We start from the raw sequence: 17,993 nt of genomic DNA, 5'->3' as shown, positions 1-17,993 counted from the left end.
CAGACTATGGCCGTGCCTGGCACAGATCGCATGGTGGTTGTCCCGAAGCCGAACTATCGCATGCAGAGGGTCCGCAACCAAACGTCGGATCTGCTCTATTCCATCTTCAGGTATGCGCTGGTCATCGGGATATCTTTTATCATCCTGTACCCGTTGTTTCTTAAAATTTCGGTGGCGTTCAAGGATAAGCAGGATATCTATAATCCTACCATCTACATGATTCCGCAGCATTTCACGCTGGAAAATATCAAACTGGCCGCCCAGGTGATGAACTACTGGCCTTTACTGGCGAACACGCTTCTGTTCGTCGCGATTACGACGCTGTTGACGGCCATATCCTGCGCGCTGGCGGGATACGGGTTCGCCCGATTTTCGTTTCCGGGCAGCAGCGTGCTGTTCGTGCTCGTCATCCTGACCATCCTCGTGCCGACGAGCACGCTGATGGTGCCGATGTATTTGCATTTCCGCAGCTTTGACATTTTGGGCATCATCGGCCTGTTTACCGGGAAAGAAGGCGTTAACCTGCTGAATACGTACTGGCCGTCGGTGATTACGGCAGCCACCGCAGGCGGATTGAAAGCAGGGCTGTTCATTTATATTTTCCGCCAGTTCTTCAAAGGCATGCCGAAAGAGATCGAGGAGGCGGCGCTGATCGACGGTGCGGGCGGGTTCCGGACGTTTGCGCGCATCATGCTGCCGAACGCGGTGTCGCCGCTGATCACGGTGATCCTGTTTTCGTTCGTGTGGCAGTACAACGATACGTTCTACTCGTCCCTGTTCATGAGCGAAAGTCCGCTCATCTCGCTGAAGGTGGCGTCGCTGCCTGCGCAGGCGAACCAATGGATTCCACAGCTGATGGGATTCGGTTCGAGCTCGGGCATGAAGGCAGATCCGAACTACGTGGCGATGATCGTGGATACGGGCATATTGCTGGCCATTGCGCCGCTGATCATCCTCTATTTGTTCGTGCAGCGTTATTTCGTGGAAAGCATTGAACGTTCCGGCATCGTCGGCTGATTCGGTCAGCCTTCGAAAATGAATTTATGAATGTCGGCGATAAGCTGTTTTTTTGAATAGAATGTGGCTTGTGGTCGAAAAGGCGTTCCTGTCAGTTTTTGAGCTGATACGGGATGCTTTTTTGCGTGCCGAAGCTTCATGGAGCGGAATTCACGGACCCAATTTCCTCCGACATGAACCGGAAGGGGACGAACCATTTATGCTGACGTATTCCATAAAATGGTTCCCAAGAAGGTTCGACTCATGTACACTAGCACTATCATTGACAAAATCGATGCCAACGGAGGCTCAACTTCCATGAATCATCCAAGTGCCTATCATTATTATGACAAGCGGTTCGGTCCGTTCCGCAATCTGTCGAGCCTGAGCGAACGCGAGGCGGAAACGGTCACTGCCGGGCTGCGCGAGGAAGGGCGCAATTTCGCGAGTCGGCGATCCGCGGATTACATGGTTGTTCGGCGCAAGCTTGAGCGGAGAGCGCGAGAGCTGTTTATCGCCAAGGGTGGTCGGCCGATGAACCCGTATCCCCATTATCTGACGCTGGGAGCATGCGATTGGCTGGAATCCTGGTACGCGGAGCCGGATCGGATCAAGATTGGCTGGGAGCAATTGCGGGCCGATGCGGTAAGTTTTACATATGGCGATCTTTTTCCGACCATGCGCTACGAAGACGGCAAGCCTTACCGGAAGAAAATATATACCAAAGCTGAAATCTTGGACGTGGTTCATACCTACGGCTGGCCTCAGGATTGGAACCGAAATGGTGACCAGGGTCCGGAACGATACATCGAGGTCCAGATCTGGGACGAAGATCTGATCAGAGAGCACGGAAGGGCTTGAATCCCTGTGCCATGGCGGTCTTCCCTGCTTGCAAAAAAGTGCAATTGCAGGAAATTCGGGCATTCGTTATAGTGTGTGAAAGCTTTGATCGATACGGGAAAGGCTTGCCGAGCCCGAAAATCAAAGCCCATTTTTCAAGCCTTAATCCGATTAATTAGATAGGTTTAAAAGGCTAAGGGAGGACGAAACCGATGCTGCACATGGAGAAAAAAAGGAATGAACAACCACCGGCGAAGACGCCGGCGGTCAAACGCAATAACCGCAATAATCGCAACCTGGCTTGGATCATCTCGGTGGTGTTGGTGATGACGGTCGTGCTGAGCGCATGCGGCACCGGAACCAAGGAAGAGGCGCAAACCCAAGGCGGTACAGTCCCTTCGAACGATCCGCTCGAACTCAGCATCATGACGATTACGCCGAGTGCCGTGCCGGCCGCGGACGACAATGTGATCAAACGGGAAATCGAGAAGGCCACCAACTCCAAAATGACCATTCAATGGGTATCCAACAACATCTACACCGACAAATTGAATCTGACGCTCGCTTCCGGGGATATTCCCGATTTGATCATGATCAACGATCCTTTTGGCAGCACGTTTACGAAAATGGTCAAGCAGGGCGCCTTCTGGGATATCACGCCTTACATTCAGGATTATCCAAACCTGAGCAAACGCATTCCGGACATTGCCTGGGAAACGACCAAAGCGGCAGACGGCAGCAATTACGGCATACCGCGGCCAAGGCCGGTGACGGGGGATTCGTTTTTCATCATCCGCAAGGACTGGCTCGATAAACTGAATCTCAAGGTACCGGAAACGACGGATGAGCTGTTTGAAGTGATGCAGGCGTTTGTGGAGCAGGACCCGGACGGCAACGGGAAAAAGGATACCACGGCGCTGGCTGCCTACGTCAGTCCGGACGATCTGGGTTGGGGCGGCAATCTGGGGCCGGTGCTCGGTGCTATCGAGAGCTCGTTCCTTGGCATTAACGGCAATTGGAAGTGGGACGAGGCTCAAGGAAAGCTGGTATATAGGGAGCTTCTTCCCGAAGTCAGGAAGTCCCTGCAGTATCTGACCAAGGCGTATGCAAACGGCATGATGCCGGAAGACCTGTTATCGCTCAAGCTGACGCAAGCAAGAGAGCTGTTCAAGCGCAACCAGGCGGGAATCATCGTGGACAAAACGGGCACCATGCGCAAAATCTACGCCGACGATCTGAAAAAGGTGGACCCCGATTTCAAATATACGGATTTCTATCCGCTTACCAACCTGAACGGGTATAACCCGAAAGGTGCGGGGTACAACGGCATTCTGGCCATTCCTTCCAGCGTGCCGGAAGAGAAGATGAAGCGCATTTTGCAGTTGGTCGATACGTGGATGAACCCCGAAGTGTTCGAAATTCAGCATTACGGCATCGAAGGCGTGCATCATACGGTCGTGGACGGCAAAAAGGTGGCGAACAGCGAAAAACTGACGGCGGACAACGCTTCGGACTTCAACCATATCGTAAATATCATCGACTTGCCGTGGGATACGACGGCGGAGACGGAAGAAGAGACGCAGGCCAACGAATTGTTCAAAAAAGTGGAAGAGGAACGTGACCAAACGAGCGTGGCCGACTTGACGGCAGGAATGCAGTCCGAGACCGGGCAGAAGATTCTGCCTGAACTGAACAAAAAAATCCAGGATTTGAAGGCGAAAATCATTCTGGGCCGCGAACCGATCGAAGCATGGGATGCATTTGTGGAATCGCTGCGCAGCGACCCGAACATGCAGGCGATGACGGACGAGATGACCGAGGCGTACAAGAAACGGAATGGCCAATAATGATGCATGCCAAGGAAGGGGGTGCGGAGCATGAGTTTGCATGAGCAGCGCATGGGCGCGTTCGGGAAGAAGCGAAACCGAATCAAGACAAGGAAAAGCGGCGCGAGTCTCTTGTCCGCGCTCAAACGCGACCGATCGTTATACCTGCTGGCTCTGCCTGGCCTGGCATTCTTCCTTGTCTTCAAATACATGCCGATGTGGGGCATCGTGATCGCTTTTTTTGACTATTCGCCCTTTCGTGGGCTTCAAGGCAGCGAATGGGTAGGCTTGCAGCACTTCTCGCATTTTTTCAGCAATCCGGATTTCCTGTTATTGTTCCGCAACACGCTGGCCATCAGCTTGCTGAACCTGCTGCTGTTCTTCCCGTTCCCGATCCTGATCTCGCTCTGTCTGAACGAGCTGCGAAGCACAGTGTACAAACGGCTGATTCAAACGGTCATCTATATGCCGCATTTCCTGTCATGGGTCATTATTGCGGGACTGACACTGCTGCTGTTCGCCAAAGGGACAGGGATCGTCAATGAATTGTTTGCCCTGTGGGGCTGGCCGCGCTTCGATCTGCTGACGAACCCGGATTCCTTCTGGATCATGGTAACCCTGCAGGCGATGTGGAAGGAAGCGGGATGGGGAACGATCGTGTTTCTTGCCGCGATGGCCGGCGTGGATACCCAATTATACGAGGCGGCGAGAATGGACGGGGCGGGAAGACTGCGCCAGATCTGGCATATTACGCTGCCCGCCATCCGAGGCGTGATCATCGTGCTGTTTATTCTGCGGCTGGGAGACATCATGGAAGTGGGATTCGAGCAAATTTTCCTGATGTATAACGGCGCGGTGTCCCAAGTGGCCGAAGTGTTCGATACGTATGTGTATCGGATGGGTATCGAGCAGGGGGATTTCAGCTACAGTACGGCGGTCGGGCTGTTCAAATCCATGGTTGGCCTTGTGCTTGTCGTGATTTCCAACCGCATCGTCAAACGTCTTGGGCATGAAGGCGTATACTGATCTGCTAAGAGCTGCAAGGACTTAAATAAACCGCAAAAACATACACACGTTAACGGAGAGGCAGAACCAATCTGAAGAAGCGAAGCGGTCACTTGAAAAGCTTTCTGAAAGAAAGCTGCATCATATGGAGAGGAGGTTGCAGGGCGTGCTGCACGTAAAAAGAAGTGAACGGATCGGCGGGTGGCTTAATGCCATCGGGCTTGGAGTGCTTGCCGCCGCCATGTTTTTCCCGCTGTACTATGTGCTCGTCGTTTCGTTGACGGACCCGGGGGAATATTTGCAGAAAAAAATCGTGCTGTTCCCGGAGCGCTGGTCCACCGAGGCTTATGAATACCTGCTGTCCACGCCGGCCTTTGCCCGGTCGCTGGGCAACAGCGCCTTTCTCGCGACCGTGGGCACGGCGCTCAGCCTTGTCGTATCCTCATCGCTCGCGTATGCGCTGTCCCAGCGCAGATTCCGCTTCCGGCGGACGATCATGCTGCTCATCGTGCTGACGATCCTGTTCAGCCCGGGCATGATCCCGAATTATTTGCTCGTACGCGAGCTGGGGCTGATCAATAACATTTGGTCGCTGATTTTGCCCGCGCTGGCCAACGGATGGACGGTGTTATTGATGAAAAACTTTTTCGACAGCCTGCCTGAGGAAATCGGCGAGGCGGCAGCCATCGACGGCTGCAGCGCCATTCGCACATGGGTGACCATTGTGCTGCCCTTATCCTTGCCGGCCCTGGCGGCCTTTGGCCTGTTCTTCGCGGTCGGCTTCTGGAACCAATTTTTCACGGCACTGCTCTATTTGAACGATTCGGCCAAATGGCCCATTCAGGTGCTTCTGCAGAACATGCTTCTCGGCGCGTCCAATATCGATCTGGTCACGCCGGGGCAGCAAGTGGAGACGCCTCCGACCGAAATGCTGAAGATGGCGGCGATCATCGTGGCCATCCTGCCCGTGCTGGCGGTGTATCCATTCCTGCAAAAACATTTTGCCAAAGGAGCATTGATCGGTTCCGTGAAGGGATAGGTTGGCACACGCATGGGGTGGGTATTAACGCCATATTTATGCAAGGGAGGAGGGATCAACATGTTCATCAAGCGTATGGCCCGAGGGCTTCCGGGAGGGCGGTATTTCAGGCGCAGCCTGCTGACGATGCTGATGATCGCGTGCATTCCGGGTATCGTTACCGGCGGGCTGCTGTATATCTGGATCAACGTGCGCATGGAAAGCATATTGCAGGAGGCGCACGCGAAACAATTGGAGCAGCGGGCCCTCTGGGTCGGAGAGCAGCTGGATACGCTTGAATTGAACTTTTCGCAATGGGCGTTCGACCCGGTGTTCGACCATCGGCTGAAAGAGCTGGATTTTATCTACAAATACAAGCAGGTACACGAGTTGTACCGTCTGCTGCTCATGATCCGCCACTCGAATCCGTTGATCGACGACGTGCAGTTGTATCTGAAAGAACCGAGAGCGGTCATGATGAATTCCGAACGGTACGATTTCCTGACAGCGCCTGCGGAGATCAGCAGTTATGAAGGATTGCTCAGGCGTGCCCAAGGCGCATACTGGACACGCTCTGCAGACGGCGCATCGCCGATGCTGGTCAATCGCCTGCCTGCCGGCGCCGGGGACACGATCGGAGCATTGATCCTGACCGTGGACGCGGGGCAGCTCGAAAGCATGTTGGGTACGTTGTCCCCCTACGCTGGCGGCACCACGTTTCTGCTGAATGCGGACGGAACGCCATTGTTTCCGCAGGATCGGGAGGTATCGGCCTTGCAAGCGGCCGTCGGCCTTGAGCGGAATCGGCTGGCAGACAGCGGAAGTCCGAACTCCTTCCTGATGGAATATGAAGGAACGACGTATTCCGTGCTTTCCGGCGATTTTCGCAGGTTGGGCCATGACTGGATTTACGTTTCGGCCTCTCCCTTGAACGAGATCGTGGCGCCGATCGTGAGTGTGCCGAGATTGATTTTGGCGGTCAGCGGAGCAGGGCTGCTGCTGGCGCTCGCGTTATCCTGGATCGGCTCGCTCCGGTTGTATCAACCTTTGCAACGTTTGCTGCGACTGTTTACGGGCATAGAGCCTGCCGGCATAGAACGTGGGCGTCAAGAAAGCATGCCGGGCAACGACATGCTGTCGGGAAAGCGCAGGTCAGCGTCACGAATGGATGAAATGAAACATATCGAACAGCACTGGCTTGGCGTGAAAAGGGAGCGCGAATCATTGCAGCAGCGGTTGGAAGAACAGCTTCCTCTGGCGCGGAACAATTTGCTCCAGCAGCTTACGCTTGGGCAGCTTCATTCCTCTTCGGACCGCGAATGGCGGGCCAGGCTGGCTGAGCTGGGATGGGCAGTGCAGGATGAACACTTTATCGTCATGCTGTGCCATATCCGCCCGGTCACCCTGCTGCAGAAAAACGGAAATCCGTTTGGCAAGGAATCTCCGGAGTGGATCGGCATCATGGCCGCCGACATGCTGACGCAGCGGGCCGGCGAATTGCCTTGTCTCTCCGAGACGATCAACTATCACGATCTGTCCATCGCGCTGCTGCTGGCCGTTCCGCCGCATGGGGAATCAGGCATCGGCATGTCCCGATTCAGGGAAGAAGTGTGCCGGATCGGGCAGCAATGGATCGATGCCGTTCAGGCGGAATGGGGCGTGCGGGTCACGGTGGCCGTCAGTCAAGCATGCGCCGATGCGACCCATCTTCCAAAGCTTGTTCAAGAGGCGCGCGCAGTGCTGAGAAAAAGGCGATTTTCTTCCGCTTCTCCGCTCACCGACATGGCCGAGAATGCCGAAGAAGCCGGTATGGATCGGGCGTTCTATCCGCTGGAGCTGGAGCAGGATATCCTTGCCGCATTGCGAAACGGAAGCGAACAGGAAGCAATGGATCGATTTCGCGATTTTGCGAATCGTTATGCCGCTTCCGCATCGCCCGGGGAGCAGGTTCGCCAGGCCATGTACCAGCTGCTTGCCCATATCCAGCATGCGCTTGCGCAATTGGGTGAAGATCCCGTGCGGCTGTTCGGGTTGGGGCTCTATGAAGAAGTGATGGAGCTTCATGATCTGGAGGAGACATGCGTGTGGTTCAGGGAGCGGATCATTCGCATTTGCGTGGAGGAATTCACCGGGCGGGAGGAGAAGCAGGTACAGATGGCGGTCCATCACATGAAGGAACATGCCGAAACGCAGTATGCCGAAGCGCTGTCCCTGGACGAACTGGCCGATGCTCACGGAATCCATGCCTATACGCTCAGCCGGGCGTTCAAGCAGGCATTCGGGCAAAATTTCGTCGACTATCTCACGGCCGTCCGTTTGGAGCGGGCCAAGGAGTTGTTGAGGACGACCGACGTCAAAATCAGCGAAATTGCGGAACAGGTCGGTTATCAGCCAAGTTATTTCAATCGTTTGTTCAAGAAAAGCGAGGGCACGACACCGAACCGGTATCGACAGGACCTTCAAAGGCAGGACGTGCATGCTCGGGATGACCGTTCCGTCTAAAAAAGCCAAAGGAGCGTGAGAGGCGACGTGTCACAGGAATCGCAAAATCAGCCGGACATTATTTTTCTCATGACAGACCAGCAGCGATGGGATTGCATCGGTCAGTATAACGAATATATACGCACCCCGAATATCGACCGGATTGCCGCCGAAGGCATTACTTTTCAGGAGGCCGTGTGCCAGGCGCCCATGTGCGTGCCGAGCCGCAGCTCGATGATGTTCGGGTATTACCCTTCGCAGCTTGGCGTGCGGACGAACTACGGCGGGCTGTTCGAAGAAGACAGGCTGCCGTCGGAACCGCTGCCGGAGCTGATGCGCCGTGCAGGGTATCAGACCGCCGGCTTTGGGAAAACGCACTGGAACCATGCCGAAGGCGTGGAAGAACCGTCTACCCGCGGATTTGAAGTGCGGGCCGTCGGATTGGCGCGCACAAGCGGCCATTACGAACAGGGAGCGACCATGATGGGAGACACCCATGCCGAGGATCTGGAGGCGTACCATCGGGAGACGAAGGATTTCGGCGGCGGCGAAGAAAACGCGAACGGTTATACCGGGATGACGAGCCAACTTGAGATGCATCAACACCGGGACGGATGGGTTGCGGAGCAGGCGCTGCAATTTTTGGAAGACGGCGTGGATCCGGATCGTCCGTTATTTTTTTACTTGTCGTTTCTCAAACCGCATGCCGGCTTCAATGTGCCGAAAGCATTTGAGGATCTGTACCGGCTGGAGGATATCCCCGACATCGCGCAGCCGCCCTGGCTGGACGAGCCGGACACGCATCTGTCCGCATCCGATGAATTAAATCCGCACAGCCGGCAATCGTATCTGGACAAAAGGCAAGTGTGGGAGCAGCGCAGTCCGGAAGAACGCAAACGGACCACGCTGAGATATTGGGCGAACTGTTCCTGGCTGGACCATTATTTCGGGCGTGCCCTGGAGCAGCTGGAGCGGCTTGGCAGACGACGGGACACCCTGGTTGTTTTTCTGTCGGACCATGGCGAGATGCTGGGCGAACGGCAATACCGGTTTACCAAATACAACCTGTACGACAGCAGCGTCAGAGTGCCGCTCATCCTTTCCGGATCTTACATACCCGAGCGGAACCGCGGAACCGTCGACGCCAAACCCGCAGAACTGGTCGATGTGGTGCCGACGCTCATGGAGGCAGCCGGGCTTGAACCGAACCCGATGCTTCCCGGCGTCGATTTGCTGGGCGGGCTGCGGCATCGCGGCACGTTTTGCGAGTTCCACGGCAAAGGCGTAACCGCGCCTCATTCGGCACCCGCGTATATGTGGCGGACAGGGGAATGGAAGCTCATTTTGTATATCGAAGGCTCCGTCGCGCAGGCAGCTTCCCGGGTTCATGAAACCAAAGGAGAGCTGTATCACTTGCTCACAGACCCCAATGAGTGGGACAACCTGTATGAGCGCGAAGAGCACGCGCGGATCAGGGAGCAGCTGAAGACCGAACTGTTGATGCATCTCGCGGTCAGCTGGGCCAAAGGGCCGTTTTTCTACGATCGCGGCGGACTGAAACCGTTGAGGTAGATTGCCTGCGACGGACGTGACCGTGGTTACATCTTGTATTGGACCTTTAGGCGTGGATGCGCGTGTCGCTCCATATGAATTACTCTGTTGACCGGGTAACCGGAGGCAAAGCCGTTGGCTGCCAGAATGCTTGCAGGACGAAATTCGATGCGGGCAGGGCGGAAGTCGGACTTTGCCTCTTTTTTTATACCAGAGATTAATCACGATGGAGGCGAGTTTGCGATGAAGATGTGGAGAACGGCGAAGAGGGAAGAAGCGAAGAACAGCACAGGCGGAGAAAACGGGCCGAGCACAGTGCATGCAGCAGGCAAAACAGACAAGGGGCGCAGAACGGCCCGCGGAAGCAAACGGATGTTGATGCTGCTGCTCAGCGGCGTCATTGGCGCGTTCCCGTTGGCAGGAAGCTTGGGATGGGACCCATATGCCCATGCGGAAACAACGTCTGCGCCCCGTTTGGTGGAACAGCTCGGGCGAGGGTTGACCGCCGTTTATTTGGGAGAGGGAAAAGTTTACCTGAGCTGGCGTTTGCTCGGTACCGAATCGCAGCAAACCACATTTGACATTTACCGCAGAACGGGCTCGGAAGAAGTGAAGCTGAATGACGCGCCGCTTGCCCAAGGCACGAATTTTACGGACACGGGAGTAGACGTTACGCAGAGCCACGGTTACGTGGTGAAATCCGTTGTGAATGGACAGCTGCAGGATATTAGCGAGGAGACGGTTATCGCTGCGCAACCGGAGGTTCGCAACTTCTTCAGCATTCCGCTCGAGCCGATGACCTCCAATCCGTCCGACTATTTCGTGCAGCATGGCTGGCCTGGCGATCTGGACGGAGATGGGGAGTATGAATTCGTGGTGACCCGCATCCCGGTCAATGGGGGCAACAAATATGTCGAAGCGTACAGTCTGACCGAAGGGTTTCTCTGGCGCATCGATCTGGGACCTTACAGCGTCACCGCGATCGATACGTATAACGCTCCGCCCGCATCCGTTAGCGAGTTCAGTGTTCCGGGCTTGGGCGGTTGGCGCGATAACGACAATGTCACCGTCTTCGACCTGGACGGCAACGGCAAAGCGGAGGTGCTGCTGCGCACGTATGAAGGCGTTGCGTTCGCGGACGGGAATGTCATACCTGCCACGCCGCAGCGTGAACAATACGTGTCGGTCGTGGACGGTCTCAGCGGAACAGAGGCTGCCCGGACGACGATCGTGAATGACTACGCCGCAGACGGTCCGTTGAGCGGGCATTTCGGCATCGCTTATTTGGACGGCGTGCATCCGAGCCTGGTGACTGCACTGAAAAATCGTGCCGCCAGCCGCGTGTTCCAGTACGTAACGTCAGCCTATGATTACAGGGACGGCGCGCTGACCGAGCGATGGAGACATGCCGGGGCAGACGGGGAGTTTTTTCATCAAATCCGCATACTGGATCTGGACGAAGACGGTCGGGACGAAATTTCCTTCGGCGGCTGGGCGCTGGATGATGACGGAAATACGTTGTACAGCCTGCCCGGCGTCGTGCACGGCGATCGGTTCCATATCACGGACATCGATCCGGACCGTCCGGGACTGGAGCAGTACGGGATACAGCAGGCGGAGAACGGCAACGTCAACCAGTTCCCCTGGTTTTATGCCGATGCGGCTACCGGGGAGCTGATCCGCACGGGCGAAGTGCCCCAGGACGTGGCACGCGGCACGGTTGCGGACATCGATCCCCGGTATAAAGGGCTTGAGTCATGGTCAAGCTCGGGCAGCATTTACAATGTAGACGGCGAAGTCATCAGTGCGGTTCAGCCTTCCACCAATTTCCGCATATGGTGGGACGGAGACGTATTGAGCGAATTGCTCGACAAAAACGTTGTGGAGAAATGGAATTGGGAATCGGAAGAGACGGCCAATCTGTTCACGGCAGAGGGCGTGCGCGTTAATTCGAGGAACGCCCCCGTGCTGTACGGCGATTTACTGGGCGACTGGCGCGAAGAAATTCTGTTCGAAGCCAGTGACAACCTGGAATTGAGATTATATACAACGACCATCCCGTCGGACGTCCGTCTGTACACGCTGCCTCATAATCCCGCATACCGTAACGGTCTCGCGGTCAAAGGATACATGCAGTCGCTGCTGACCGATTATTATCTGGGCGACGGAATGACGCCGCCGCTGTTGCCCAATATCCGGCCCGTATCGGAATAACCCGTTTACGAGAGATCCGACAGGAGACGGCGATTCTTCGCTCAATGATGCGTGGCACAACGGAACCCGGTAAGGGTCAGATGCGCTGTTCGCAAGCACTCCTTCAAAATGATCACGAAAAGAAAACCAGCCCTGCATGACCTGCGCCTCCATTGTTAGTCCTGTCTAACAAATGGGGGTGCAGTTCAATTGTCAAGGGCTGGTTTTGCATGTTCAATCGCTCCGCACGACATCGATTTCGAGCTGTTGCAGCGCCTGCAGCCAATCGGCCGGGCAGCATTTGTCCGTAACCACCATCGAAATACTTTCCAGTGGCGCAATGCGCGCAAAGGTCGAGCGCCCGAATTTCGTATGGTCCGCCACCAAAATCGTTTCCTCGGCCCGCTCCATCATCGTGCGGGATATTCGGGCTTCCTCCAGCAAATAGTCGGTGATGCCGTCCGTTAGCGATATGCCGCCCGCGGAGATGAACGCCTTGTTGACCTTGAACTGGTTCAGCAGCTCATGCGCGATCGGGCCGGTGGAGGCCTGAACGGCAGGCTGGATGTCTCCTCCCGCAAAAATGATTTTGCCTGCGAATTGTTCCAGTGCGCAGTTCAGGATCGGGACGGAGTTGGTGATGACGGTGACCTTGGAACGGGCTCTCAGCTCGCGCATGATCTCCAGCGTGGTCGTCCCGTTGTCCAAGAGGACGGTCTCTCCATCCTCGATCAATGCGGCCGCCGCGCGGCCGATGGCCTGTTTCTCGGCCGATTGCAGCTGTGATCGTTTCTGGAAGGGGGCTTCATTCATGCCGGCGCGAACGCGGACGGCGCCTCCGTATACTTTGCGCAGCTCGCCTTCCTTCTCCAGCCGGTCCAAATCCCGCCGAATCGTCTCGGTCGAGACCTGGAACAGCTGAGCCAGCGTTTGCACCTGAACCTTGCCTTCGATGGCCAGCCGGGTAAGAATCGTATGTTTGCGTTCCTCATAGGTTAGGGACATGATGCGGTGCCTCCTGTAGTTTACGTCGTTCTGCATTTCAATACTCGGGGGACACGGTTGTTAACGGTGTTTCAAGTCGCGATGAATCCGTTCCGTATATTCCGTAATTACCTCGTCGTATGGGGGATAAGGGTAACCCTGCCGGGATGCGACCGCTTTCGCGTATTTGCGAAACAGGTCGTAGATGACGAAGAGGGATGACCACATCTCTTTATATCCGTGTTGCGAATAAGAAGACAGCAGCGCCTGCCAGTCTTCCTCCGGCAAAAAGCGGTCGATGAATTTGTAGTTTTTCCCCACGCTAAAAGAATAGCCTTGTTCCGCCCCGATCTGCCAACTCATCATGCGCAGCAGATTCGGTCTGGAAATGTTGTTCATGTGATCCGCGGCAAACAGAATCTCTTTTCGTGCGAGGCCCTTGACGACATAGGTGGCGACGAACCAGAACTCGTTGCAGCAATCGTCGAAGGACCTGGCCGTAGGCGGTTTGATCCAGTAGGACTGATCGGTGGGTGCAGTTTGCTGCTGCTTCGCAGCCCGGCCGTCCTTGTCCAGCAGCACGCGAACCAGTCCGTCGCTGTCTTCGAAATAGGCTTCCGTTTCGTTCAGAGGAATGAGCGTCAAATCCAGTTTGTGCCCATCCGCCATAATCATGAGGTAGGAGAACCAGTTGCCGAGCTCGGGCGGGAACAGCTCCATGTCCTCGGGCTTTTGCATCATGAGTCTTTCGCCAAAAACGTCGAGCCAGGCATCGTTCGACTTGAAGGAGTCCAGTTCGGTCACGAAAAAGGATATGTCGAAATCGCGGAACGGGTCTGGCGCAATGTTGGGATTGGTTCGTGAGCCTTCCAGCGTGACGAGGCGCACGCGTTCATCGGATTTTGCTGCGTTCAGGATGCATGCCAGCATGTCCTGGTCTGTTCGCATGATGCATTCCTCCATTGTGTATTAGGTTGAACCCATGATTTTTACACAGAGACACTACGCGGTCAGAGCCATCCTCCAATCGCTGTTATCTCCAGATTGTTTCTGTTCTCTCTCCGTTTGGTGCAAAATTCCAGTTCAATCTATATCGTTTGTTATTTTGTTGTTGTGTAGTTCGACGCAAAGGCCGCGCAATCCTTCTAGTTCGTAGTTGACAGATGGAGGAGTCAGGAATAATATCATAACAAACAACATGAAACCACACAAAACAACAATGTGGATTTCAGGCATGGGCAGGAGGCGCAGGATGAAACAGCCATTGGCATTTGGGAAAAATGGAAGCTTTACGATCGTGCAGTTTACGGACTTGCACTGGAAAGACGGTCGGCCCGAAGACGAACGCACGCGCCGGATGATGGAAACGATCGTGGAGGCCGAACGGCCCGATCTCGTCGTGTTTACGGGAGACGTGATCTATACCGGCCCGGTCGATCCGGGCAATCAACCATGCGAGCATCCGGAGCAGGCATTCCGGGATGCGGTGTCCGCGATTGAGGAACGGGGCATCCCCTGGGCGTTTGTATACGGGAATCATGACGCGGAGAATCGGATCACCCAGCAGGGGCTGATGGACGTCATTCAGGAACATGACCACAGCGTCACCGAACCCGGGCCGACGTCCATTGCCGGATTGGGCAATTATGCGTTATCCATCGCCGGTACGGACGGCAAGGCGGCAGCGCAGCTGTATTTTCTGGATTCGGGCGCCTATTCGCAGATCGAATCCATCCCCGGTTACGGCTGGGTTCAGCCGAATCAGATCCAGTGGCTGATGGATGAATCCACACGCGCCAATCCCGGCCGCGCACGCGGGGAGAAGCTGCCAGCCTTGGCGTTTTTCCATATCCCGATTCCGGAATATCAGTACATGTGGGATACGCAGACCTGTTACGGCGTGAAGCATGAACCGGTGTGCTCCGCTCAAGTGAATTCGGGCCTGTTTGCGGCTATGCTGGAAATGGGGGACGTGATGGGCACCTTTTGCGGGCATGACCATGTGAATGATTTCCACGGGACGTACCACGGCATTCGCCTCTGTTACGGGCGTTCCAGCGGACACAGCACGTACGGACGTGACGGCATGCTGCGCGGGGCGCGGGTCATCAGGCTGCAGGAAGGGCAGCGCTCGTTTGATACATGGCTTCGTCTGGAAGACGGTTCGACGGTTGCAGAGCAGCCCGAACATGCTCCGGAAACGGCCGCAGGGCAGCAGCAAGCGTAAGAGAGGACGAAGACAACGATGATTTTGCCGATTACGCTGGTGTTGGCATCCGGCATGGCTCATGCGATATGGAGCATGTTTACGAAACGCAGCTTGAACAAAAGCGTTTTTCTTTGGTCGATTATGATGATTCCGACGGTGATTTTGCTTCCCGCATTAGTCATGGAGCTTGCGGAACAAACACTGTCCACCGTGGCATACGGATTGTTGGTGGTATCTATGGCGCTGCAGGCGCTGTATTCGTGGCTGTTGTCCAAGACGTACGTTCTGGGCGACCTGTCACAAATTTATCCGATTATGCGGGGGACGAGCACGCTGCTGGTCCCGCTGATCGGCGTCGTTTTTTTGAGGGAAGCGCTGTCCCCGGCGGGATGGATCGGCATTGCCTGCATGCTTGGCGGTTTTGTTGCGTTGAGCGGCATCGGCGGCAGGTCAGTGGCGGGCCATTCCGGAGTACAGGGGTTGAAACCGGTGCTGATGGCGCTTTGCGTCGGGCTGTGTACCACCAGCTACGTGTTTGTGGACAAGTTGAATCTGGAACACCTTTCGCCGTTGTCCCTGCTTGAAGTAACCAACATCGGTTTCGTGGCGGGACTTACGCCGGCCATGCTTGCTTCCAAACAATTGCGGCAGGAATGGAAGGCCAATCGGTCGACCATCCTGCTTGGTGCGCTGCTGAACCCCGGGTCGTACCTGCTGTTCCTGTTTGCGCTGGAGCAGGCGCCGATGGCTCGTCTTGGCCCGCTGCGTGAGGTAGGGACGGTGTTTGCCGCCTTTCTCGGTATTTTGCTGCTGAAGGAGCAGCAGGGCAGGAAACGCATCCTTTGCTCGATCGTCATATTCGGCGGCATCCTGTTGATCGGCATGTGGGGATGAGGGCCATGTCTGATTTTTGAAGCACCGGGATTCGGGAATATCATGTATACTCTTGGGGACAACGTATTTTTCAAGAGGGGGAGTCATGGTTGAGCGAGTTTAGCCTGGAGCAGATTCATTTGCGTGATCCTTACATATTGACGGTACCGTCCCGAAAGAAATACTACCTGTACGGTTCGATCGGAAAAAACGTATGGAACGGTCCGGCTATCGGGTTTGATGTTTACGAGAGCGAGGATCTTGTCCATTGGCAGGGACCGATTCCGTGTTTTCGTCCGGCACCGGACTTTTGGTCCGATCATCACTATTGGGCACCCGAAGTCCATGAATGGGATGGACGGTATTACATGTTCGCCAGCTTCAAGGCCGAGGGCATACCCCGGGTAACCGGGGTGCTGGTTGCGGATCAGCCGGAAGGCCCGTTTGAAATATGGGCGAAAACGCTGACCCCGCCGGAATGGGAGTGCCTGGACGGCACGCTGCATGTGGATGGACAGGGCGACCCGTGGATGATCTTTTGCCGGGAGTGGGTTCAGGTTGAAGACGGTGAGATGTATGCGGTCCGTCTGAAGCCAGACCTGTCGGCAGCGATCGGTGAACCGGTTCTGTTGTTCCGGGCTTCCGAAGCCCCATGGTCGGTGGGCAGCGGGGACGAAGGCCGCTGTCATGTGACGGACGGACCTTTTTTGTACCGGATGCAAAACGACGAGCTTGTCATGATGTGGTCCACCATGGGGGAGGCCGGATATACGATGGGCATTGCGCGTTCATTATCGGGGCGGCCCGAGGGGCCGTGGAAGCAGGACGAGACGCCGCTGTTTGCCAAAGATGGCGGACATGGCATGTTGTTTCGCACGCTGGACGGCAAACTCTGCCTGACCATTCATACGCCCAACGAACATCCGAAGGAACGCCCGGCCATATTCCGCATTGCGGAGCAAAACGGGAAATTCAGCCTCATAGACAAGTTGGGTTGAGCCGGGTTTGATAAATTCAGCGAAGTGACAAGGTCGAATAGAAACCAATAAGCATCGTATGCGGGAAAACCCCTTTGGTTGCCCAGGCTGCAAACGTCTGTACGGATGGATGTGAGCGGGGCTGCGGAAGGGGTATTTGCGTTTCTTAAAGGGGTCTTTGGCTTGGTTAGTTATTCCGGGAACCGGGGTTTGTTTTATTTGGGTCAGCCGGACGTGATATAGTGGTAAGGTGATGATTTGGAGATTACATGGGATCTGTGGGGGGAGGGCTTGGCTTAGGCGATGATACGGTTGGAGGATCGGCTGAAAGAGGACATCTCCGAATACGCGCAGCTTCTGCAGGATCTGCGGCGGGTACGGGCGCTTGGCTTGCCTCAATGCTGCATTGGCGCGGGATATATTCGCAATTATATATGGGATCGTTTGCATGGTTATAAGCATCGTGACTCGCATACCGATATCGACGTAGTTTATTATGATCCGGAGGATGTGCGGGAAGAACGGGACGTGCAGATCGAGAGCGTTCTTCGTCGTGAAACGGGGAATCCGCTCTGGTCGGTGAAAAATCAGGCCCGGATGCATCTGCGCAACGGTACGGAGCCGTATCAATCGACGTTGGATGCCCTTCGGCATTGGCCCGAGGTGGTAACGGCGGTAGGCGCTCGCCTGAATGAGCAGGACCAACTCGACATTTGCGCGCCGCACGGACTGGAAGACTTGTACGGTCTGATTGTGCGTCGAAGTCCCTTTTTTGCGGACCGGAGCGCATATTTGCGGCGTGTGGAAGGCAAAAATTGGCATCTACAGTGGCCGGAACTGACGATTATTCGGGATTAGCCTTGGGCAAATTCATCGAGTATTTCGTTCGTGGAGCTGTGGGTGGGAGTGGATGCCGATTGATAGAGAACTGGATGGGATGTTCACGTGTTAACGAACCTGAGGCGTTTTATTCGGCGGCATTGATGTGGTTTCGAGCGCTAACGAACCGTAGAGACGCTATTTGGCTGGATTGACATTAA

General features: G+C 55.5%; 14 protein-coding genes. 12 read left to right on the top strand and 2 right to left on the bottom strand.

All coding sequences use genetic code 11. From position 1 onward, the window contains the following. Window positions 1-6 precede the first annotated feature (6 nt). The 8 genes from L6H98_RS14535 to L6H98_RS14500 all read left to right on the top strand — a co-directional run bounded on the left by L6H98_RS14535 (window position 7) and on the right by L6H98_RS14500 (window position 11,931). Window positions 7-1,017, top strand: coding sequence for a carbohydrate ABC transporter permease (locus L6H98_RS14535; protein ID WP_236416080.1), 1,011 nt, complete (start codon window positions 7-9; stop codon window positions 1,015-1,017). A gap of 297 nt (window positions 1,018-1,314) precedes the next feature. Next, a complete protein-coding gene (locus L6H98_RS14530) occupies window positions 1,315-1,857 on the top strand; it encodes a hypothetical protein (RefSeq protein ID WP_236416078.1) in 543 nt (180 codons plus the stop codon). Between the two features lie 191 nt (window positions 1,858-2,048). Continuing rightward, a complete protein-coding gene (locus L6H98_RS14525) occupies window positions 2,049-3,683 on the top strand; it encodes an extracellular solute-binding protein (protein WP_236416077.1) in 1,635 nt (544 codons plus the stop codon). Between the two features lie 30 nt (window positions 3,684-3,713). Next, on the top strand, window positions 3,714-4,688 hold the full coding sequence (locus tag L6H98_RS14520) for an ABC transporter permease subunit (protein ID WP_236416076.1): 975 nt from the start codon (window positions 3,714-3,716) through the stop codon (window positions 4,686-4,688). A gap of 148 nt (window positions 4,689-4,836) precedes the next feature. Continuing rightward, window positions 4,837-5,706, top strand: coding sequence for a carbohydrate ABC transporter permease (locus L6H98_RS14515; RefSeq protein ID WP_236416330.1), 870 nt, complete (start codon window positions 4,837-4,839; stop codon window positions 5,704-5,706). A gap of 60 nt (window positions 5,707-5,766) precedes the next feature. Next, window positions 5,767-8,187 carry a helix-turn-helix domain-containing protein gene (locus L6H98_RS14510; protein ID WP_236416075.1) on the top strand — a complete coding sequence of 807 codons (2,421 nt, stop codon included), beginning with the start codon at window positions 5,767-5,769 and terminating at the stop codon, window positions 8,185-8,187. A gap of 27 nt (window positions 8,188-8,214) precedes the next feature. Next, on the top strand, window positions 8,215-9,738 hold the full coding sequence (locus tag L6H98_RS14505) for a sulfatase-like hydrolase/transferase (protein WP_236416074.1): 1,524 nt from the start codon (window positions 8,215-8,217) through the stop codon (window positions 9,736-9,738). 222 nt (window positions 9,739-9,960) lie between these two features. Then, window positions 9,961-11,931, top strand: a complete 1,971-nt coding sequence (locus L6H98_RS14500; protein WP_236416073.1) for a hypothetical protein — start codon at window positions 9,961-9,963, stop codon at window positions 11,929-11,931. Window positions 11,932-12,144: 213 nt separating this feature from the next. On the opposite strand, the gene L6H98_RS14495 is transcribed toward L6H98_RS14500, so the two are convergent. Beyond that, a complete protein-coding gene (locus tag L6H98_RS14495) occupies window positions 12,145-12,915 on the bottom strand; it encodes a DeoR/GlpR family DNA-binding transcription regulator (RefSeq protein WP_236416072.1) in 771 nt (256 codons plus the stop codon). 60 nt (window positions 12,916-12,975) lie between these two features. After that, the gene (ant(6), locus tag L6H98_RS14490; RefSeq protein ID WP_236416071.1) at window positions 12,976-13,842 is read right to left on the bottom strand and encodes an aminoglycoside 6-adenylyltransferase; all 867 of its coding nucleotides are present in this window, start codon (window positions 13,840-13,842) and stop codon (window positions 12,976-12,978) included. Window positions 13,843-14,146: 304 nt separating this feature from the next. Between ant(6) and L6H98_RS14485 the strand changes: the two genes are divergently transcribed. The 4 genes from L6H98_RS14485 to L6H98_RS14470 all read left to right on the top strand — a co-directional run bounded on the left by L6H98_RS14485 (window position 14,147) and on the right by L6H98_RS14470 (window position 17,811). Further along, on the top strand, window positions 14,147-15,121 hold the full coding sequence (locus L6H98_RS14485) for a metallophosphoesterase family protein (RefSeq protein WP_236416069.1): 975 nt from the start codon (window positions 14,147-14,149) through the stop codon (window positions 15,119-15,121). 18 nt (window positions 15,122-15,139) lie between these two features. Further along, the gene (locus tag L6H98_RS14480; protein ID WP_236416066.1) at window positions 15,140-15,997 is read left to right on the top strand and encodes a DMT family transporter; all 858 of its coding nucleotides are present in this window, start codon (window positions 15,140-15,142) and stop codon (window positions 15,995-15,997) included. Window positions 15,998-16,086: 89 nt separating this feature from the next. Next, window positions 16,087-16,974 carry a glycoside hydrolase family 43 protein gene (locus L6H98_RS14475; RefSeq protein WP_236416065.1) on the top strand — a complete coding sequence of 296 codons (888 nt, stop codon included), beginning with the start codon at window positions 16,087-16,089 and terminating at the stop codon, window positions 16,972-16,974. A 282-nt stretch (window positions 16,975-17,256) separates the two neighbouring features. Continuing rightward, window positions 17,257-17,811, top strand: a complete 555-nt coding sequence (locus L6H98_RS14470; protein WP_236416062.1) for a nucleotidyltransferase family protein — start codon at window positions 17,257-17,259, stop codon at window positions 17,809-17,811. The last annotated feature ends 182 nt before the right edge of the window (window positions 17,812-17,993 follow it).

This window comes from Paenibacillus sp. JJ-223 (assembly GCF_927798175.1).
In the GTDB taxonomy this organism is placed as follows: domain Bacteria; phylum Bacillota; class Bacilli; order Paenibacillales; family Paenibacillaceae; genus Paenibacillus; species Paenibacillus hubeiensis.
Note: the sequence above shows the minus strand (reverse complement) of the source record. Positions and strands in the feature narration are given on the sequence as shown.

Bases quoted from the DNA above. Each gene is read 5' to 3' on its own strand.
- L6H98_RS14535 (WP_236416080.1), top strand. From the start codon at position 7: ATGGCCGTGCCTGGCACAGATCGCATGGTGGTTGTCCCGAAGCCGAAC.
- L6H98_RS14530 (WP_236416078.1), top strand. From the start codon at position 1,315: ATGAATCATCCAAGTGCCTATCATTATTATGACAAGCGGTTCGGTCCG.
- L6H98_RS14525 (WP_236416077.1), top strand. From the start codon at position 2,049: ATGCTGCACATGGAGAAAAAAAGGAATGAACAACCACCGGCGAAGACG.
- L6H98_RS14520 (WP_236416076.1), top strand. From the start codon at position 3,714: ATGAGTTTGCATGAGCAGCGCATGGGCGCGTTCGGGAAGAAGCGAAAC.
- L6H98_RS14510 (WP_236416075.1), top strand. From the start codon at position 5,767: ATGTTCATCAAGCGTATGGCCCGAGGGCTTCCGGGAGGGCGGTATTTC.
- L6H98_RS14500 (WP_236416073.1), top strand. From the start codon at position 9,961: ATGAAGATGTGGAGAACGGCGAAGAGGGAAGAAGCGAAGAACAGCACA.
- L6H98_RS14495 (WP_236416072.1), bottom strand. From the start codon at position 12,915: ATGTCCCTAACCTATGAGGAACGCAAACATACGATTCTTACCCGGCTG.
- L6H98_RS14485 (WP_236416069.1), top strand. From the start codon at position 14,147: ATGAAACAGCCATTGGCATTTGGGAAAAATGGAAGCTTTACGATCGTG.
- L6H98_RS14480 (WP_236416066.1), top strand. From the start codon at position 15,140: ATGATTTTGCCGATTACGCTGGTGTTGGCATCCGGCATGGCTCATGCG.
- L6H98_RS14470 (WP_236416062.1), top strand. From the start codon at position 17,257: ATGATACGGTTGGAGGATCGGCTGAAAGAGGACATCTCCGAATACGCG.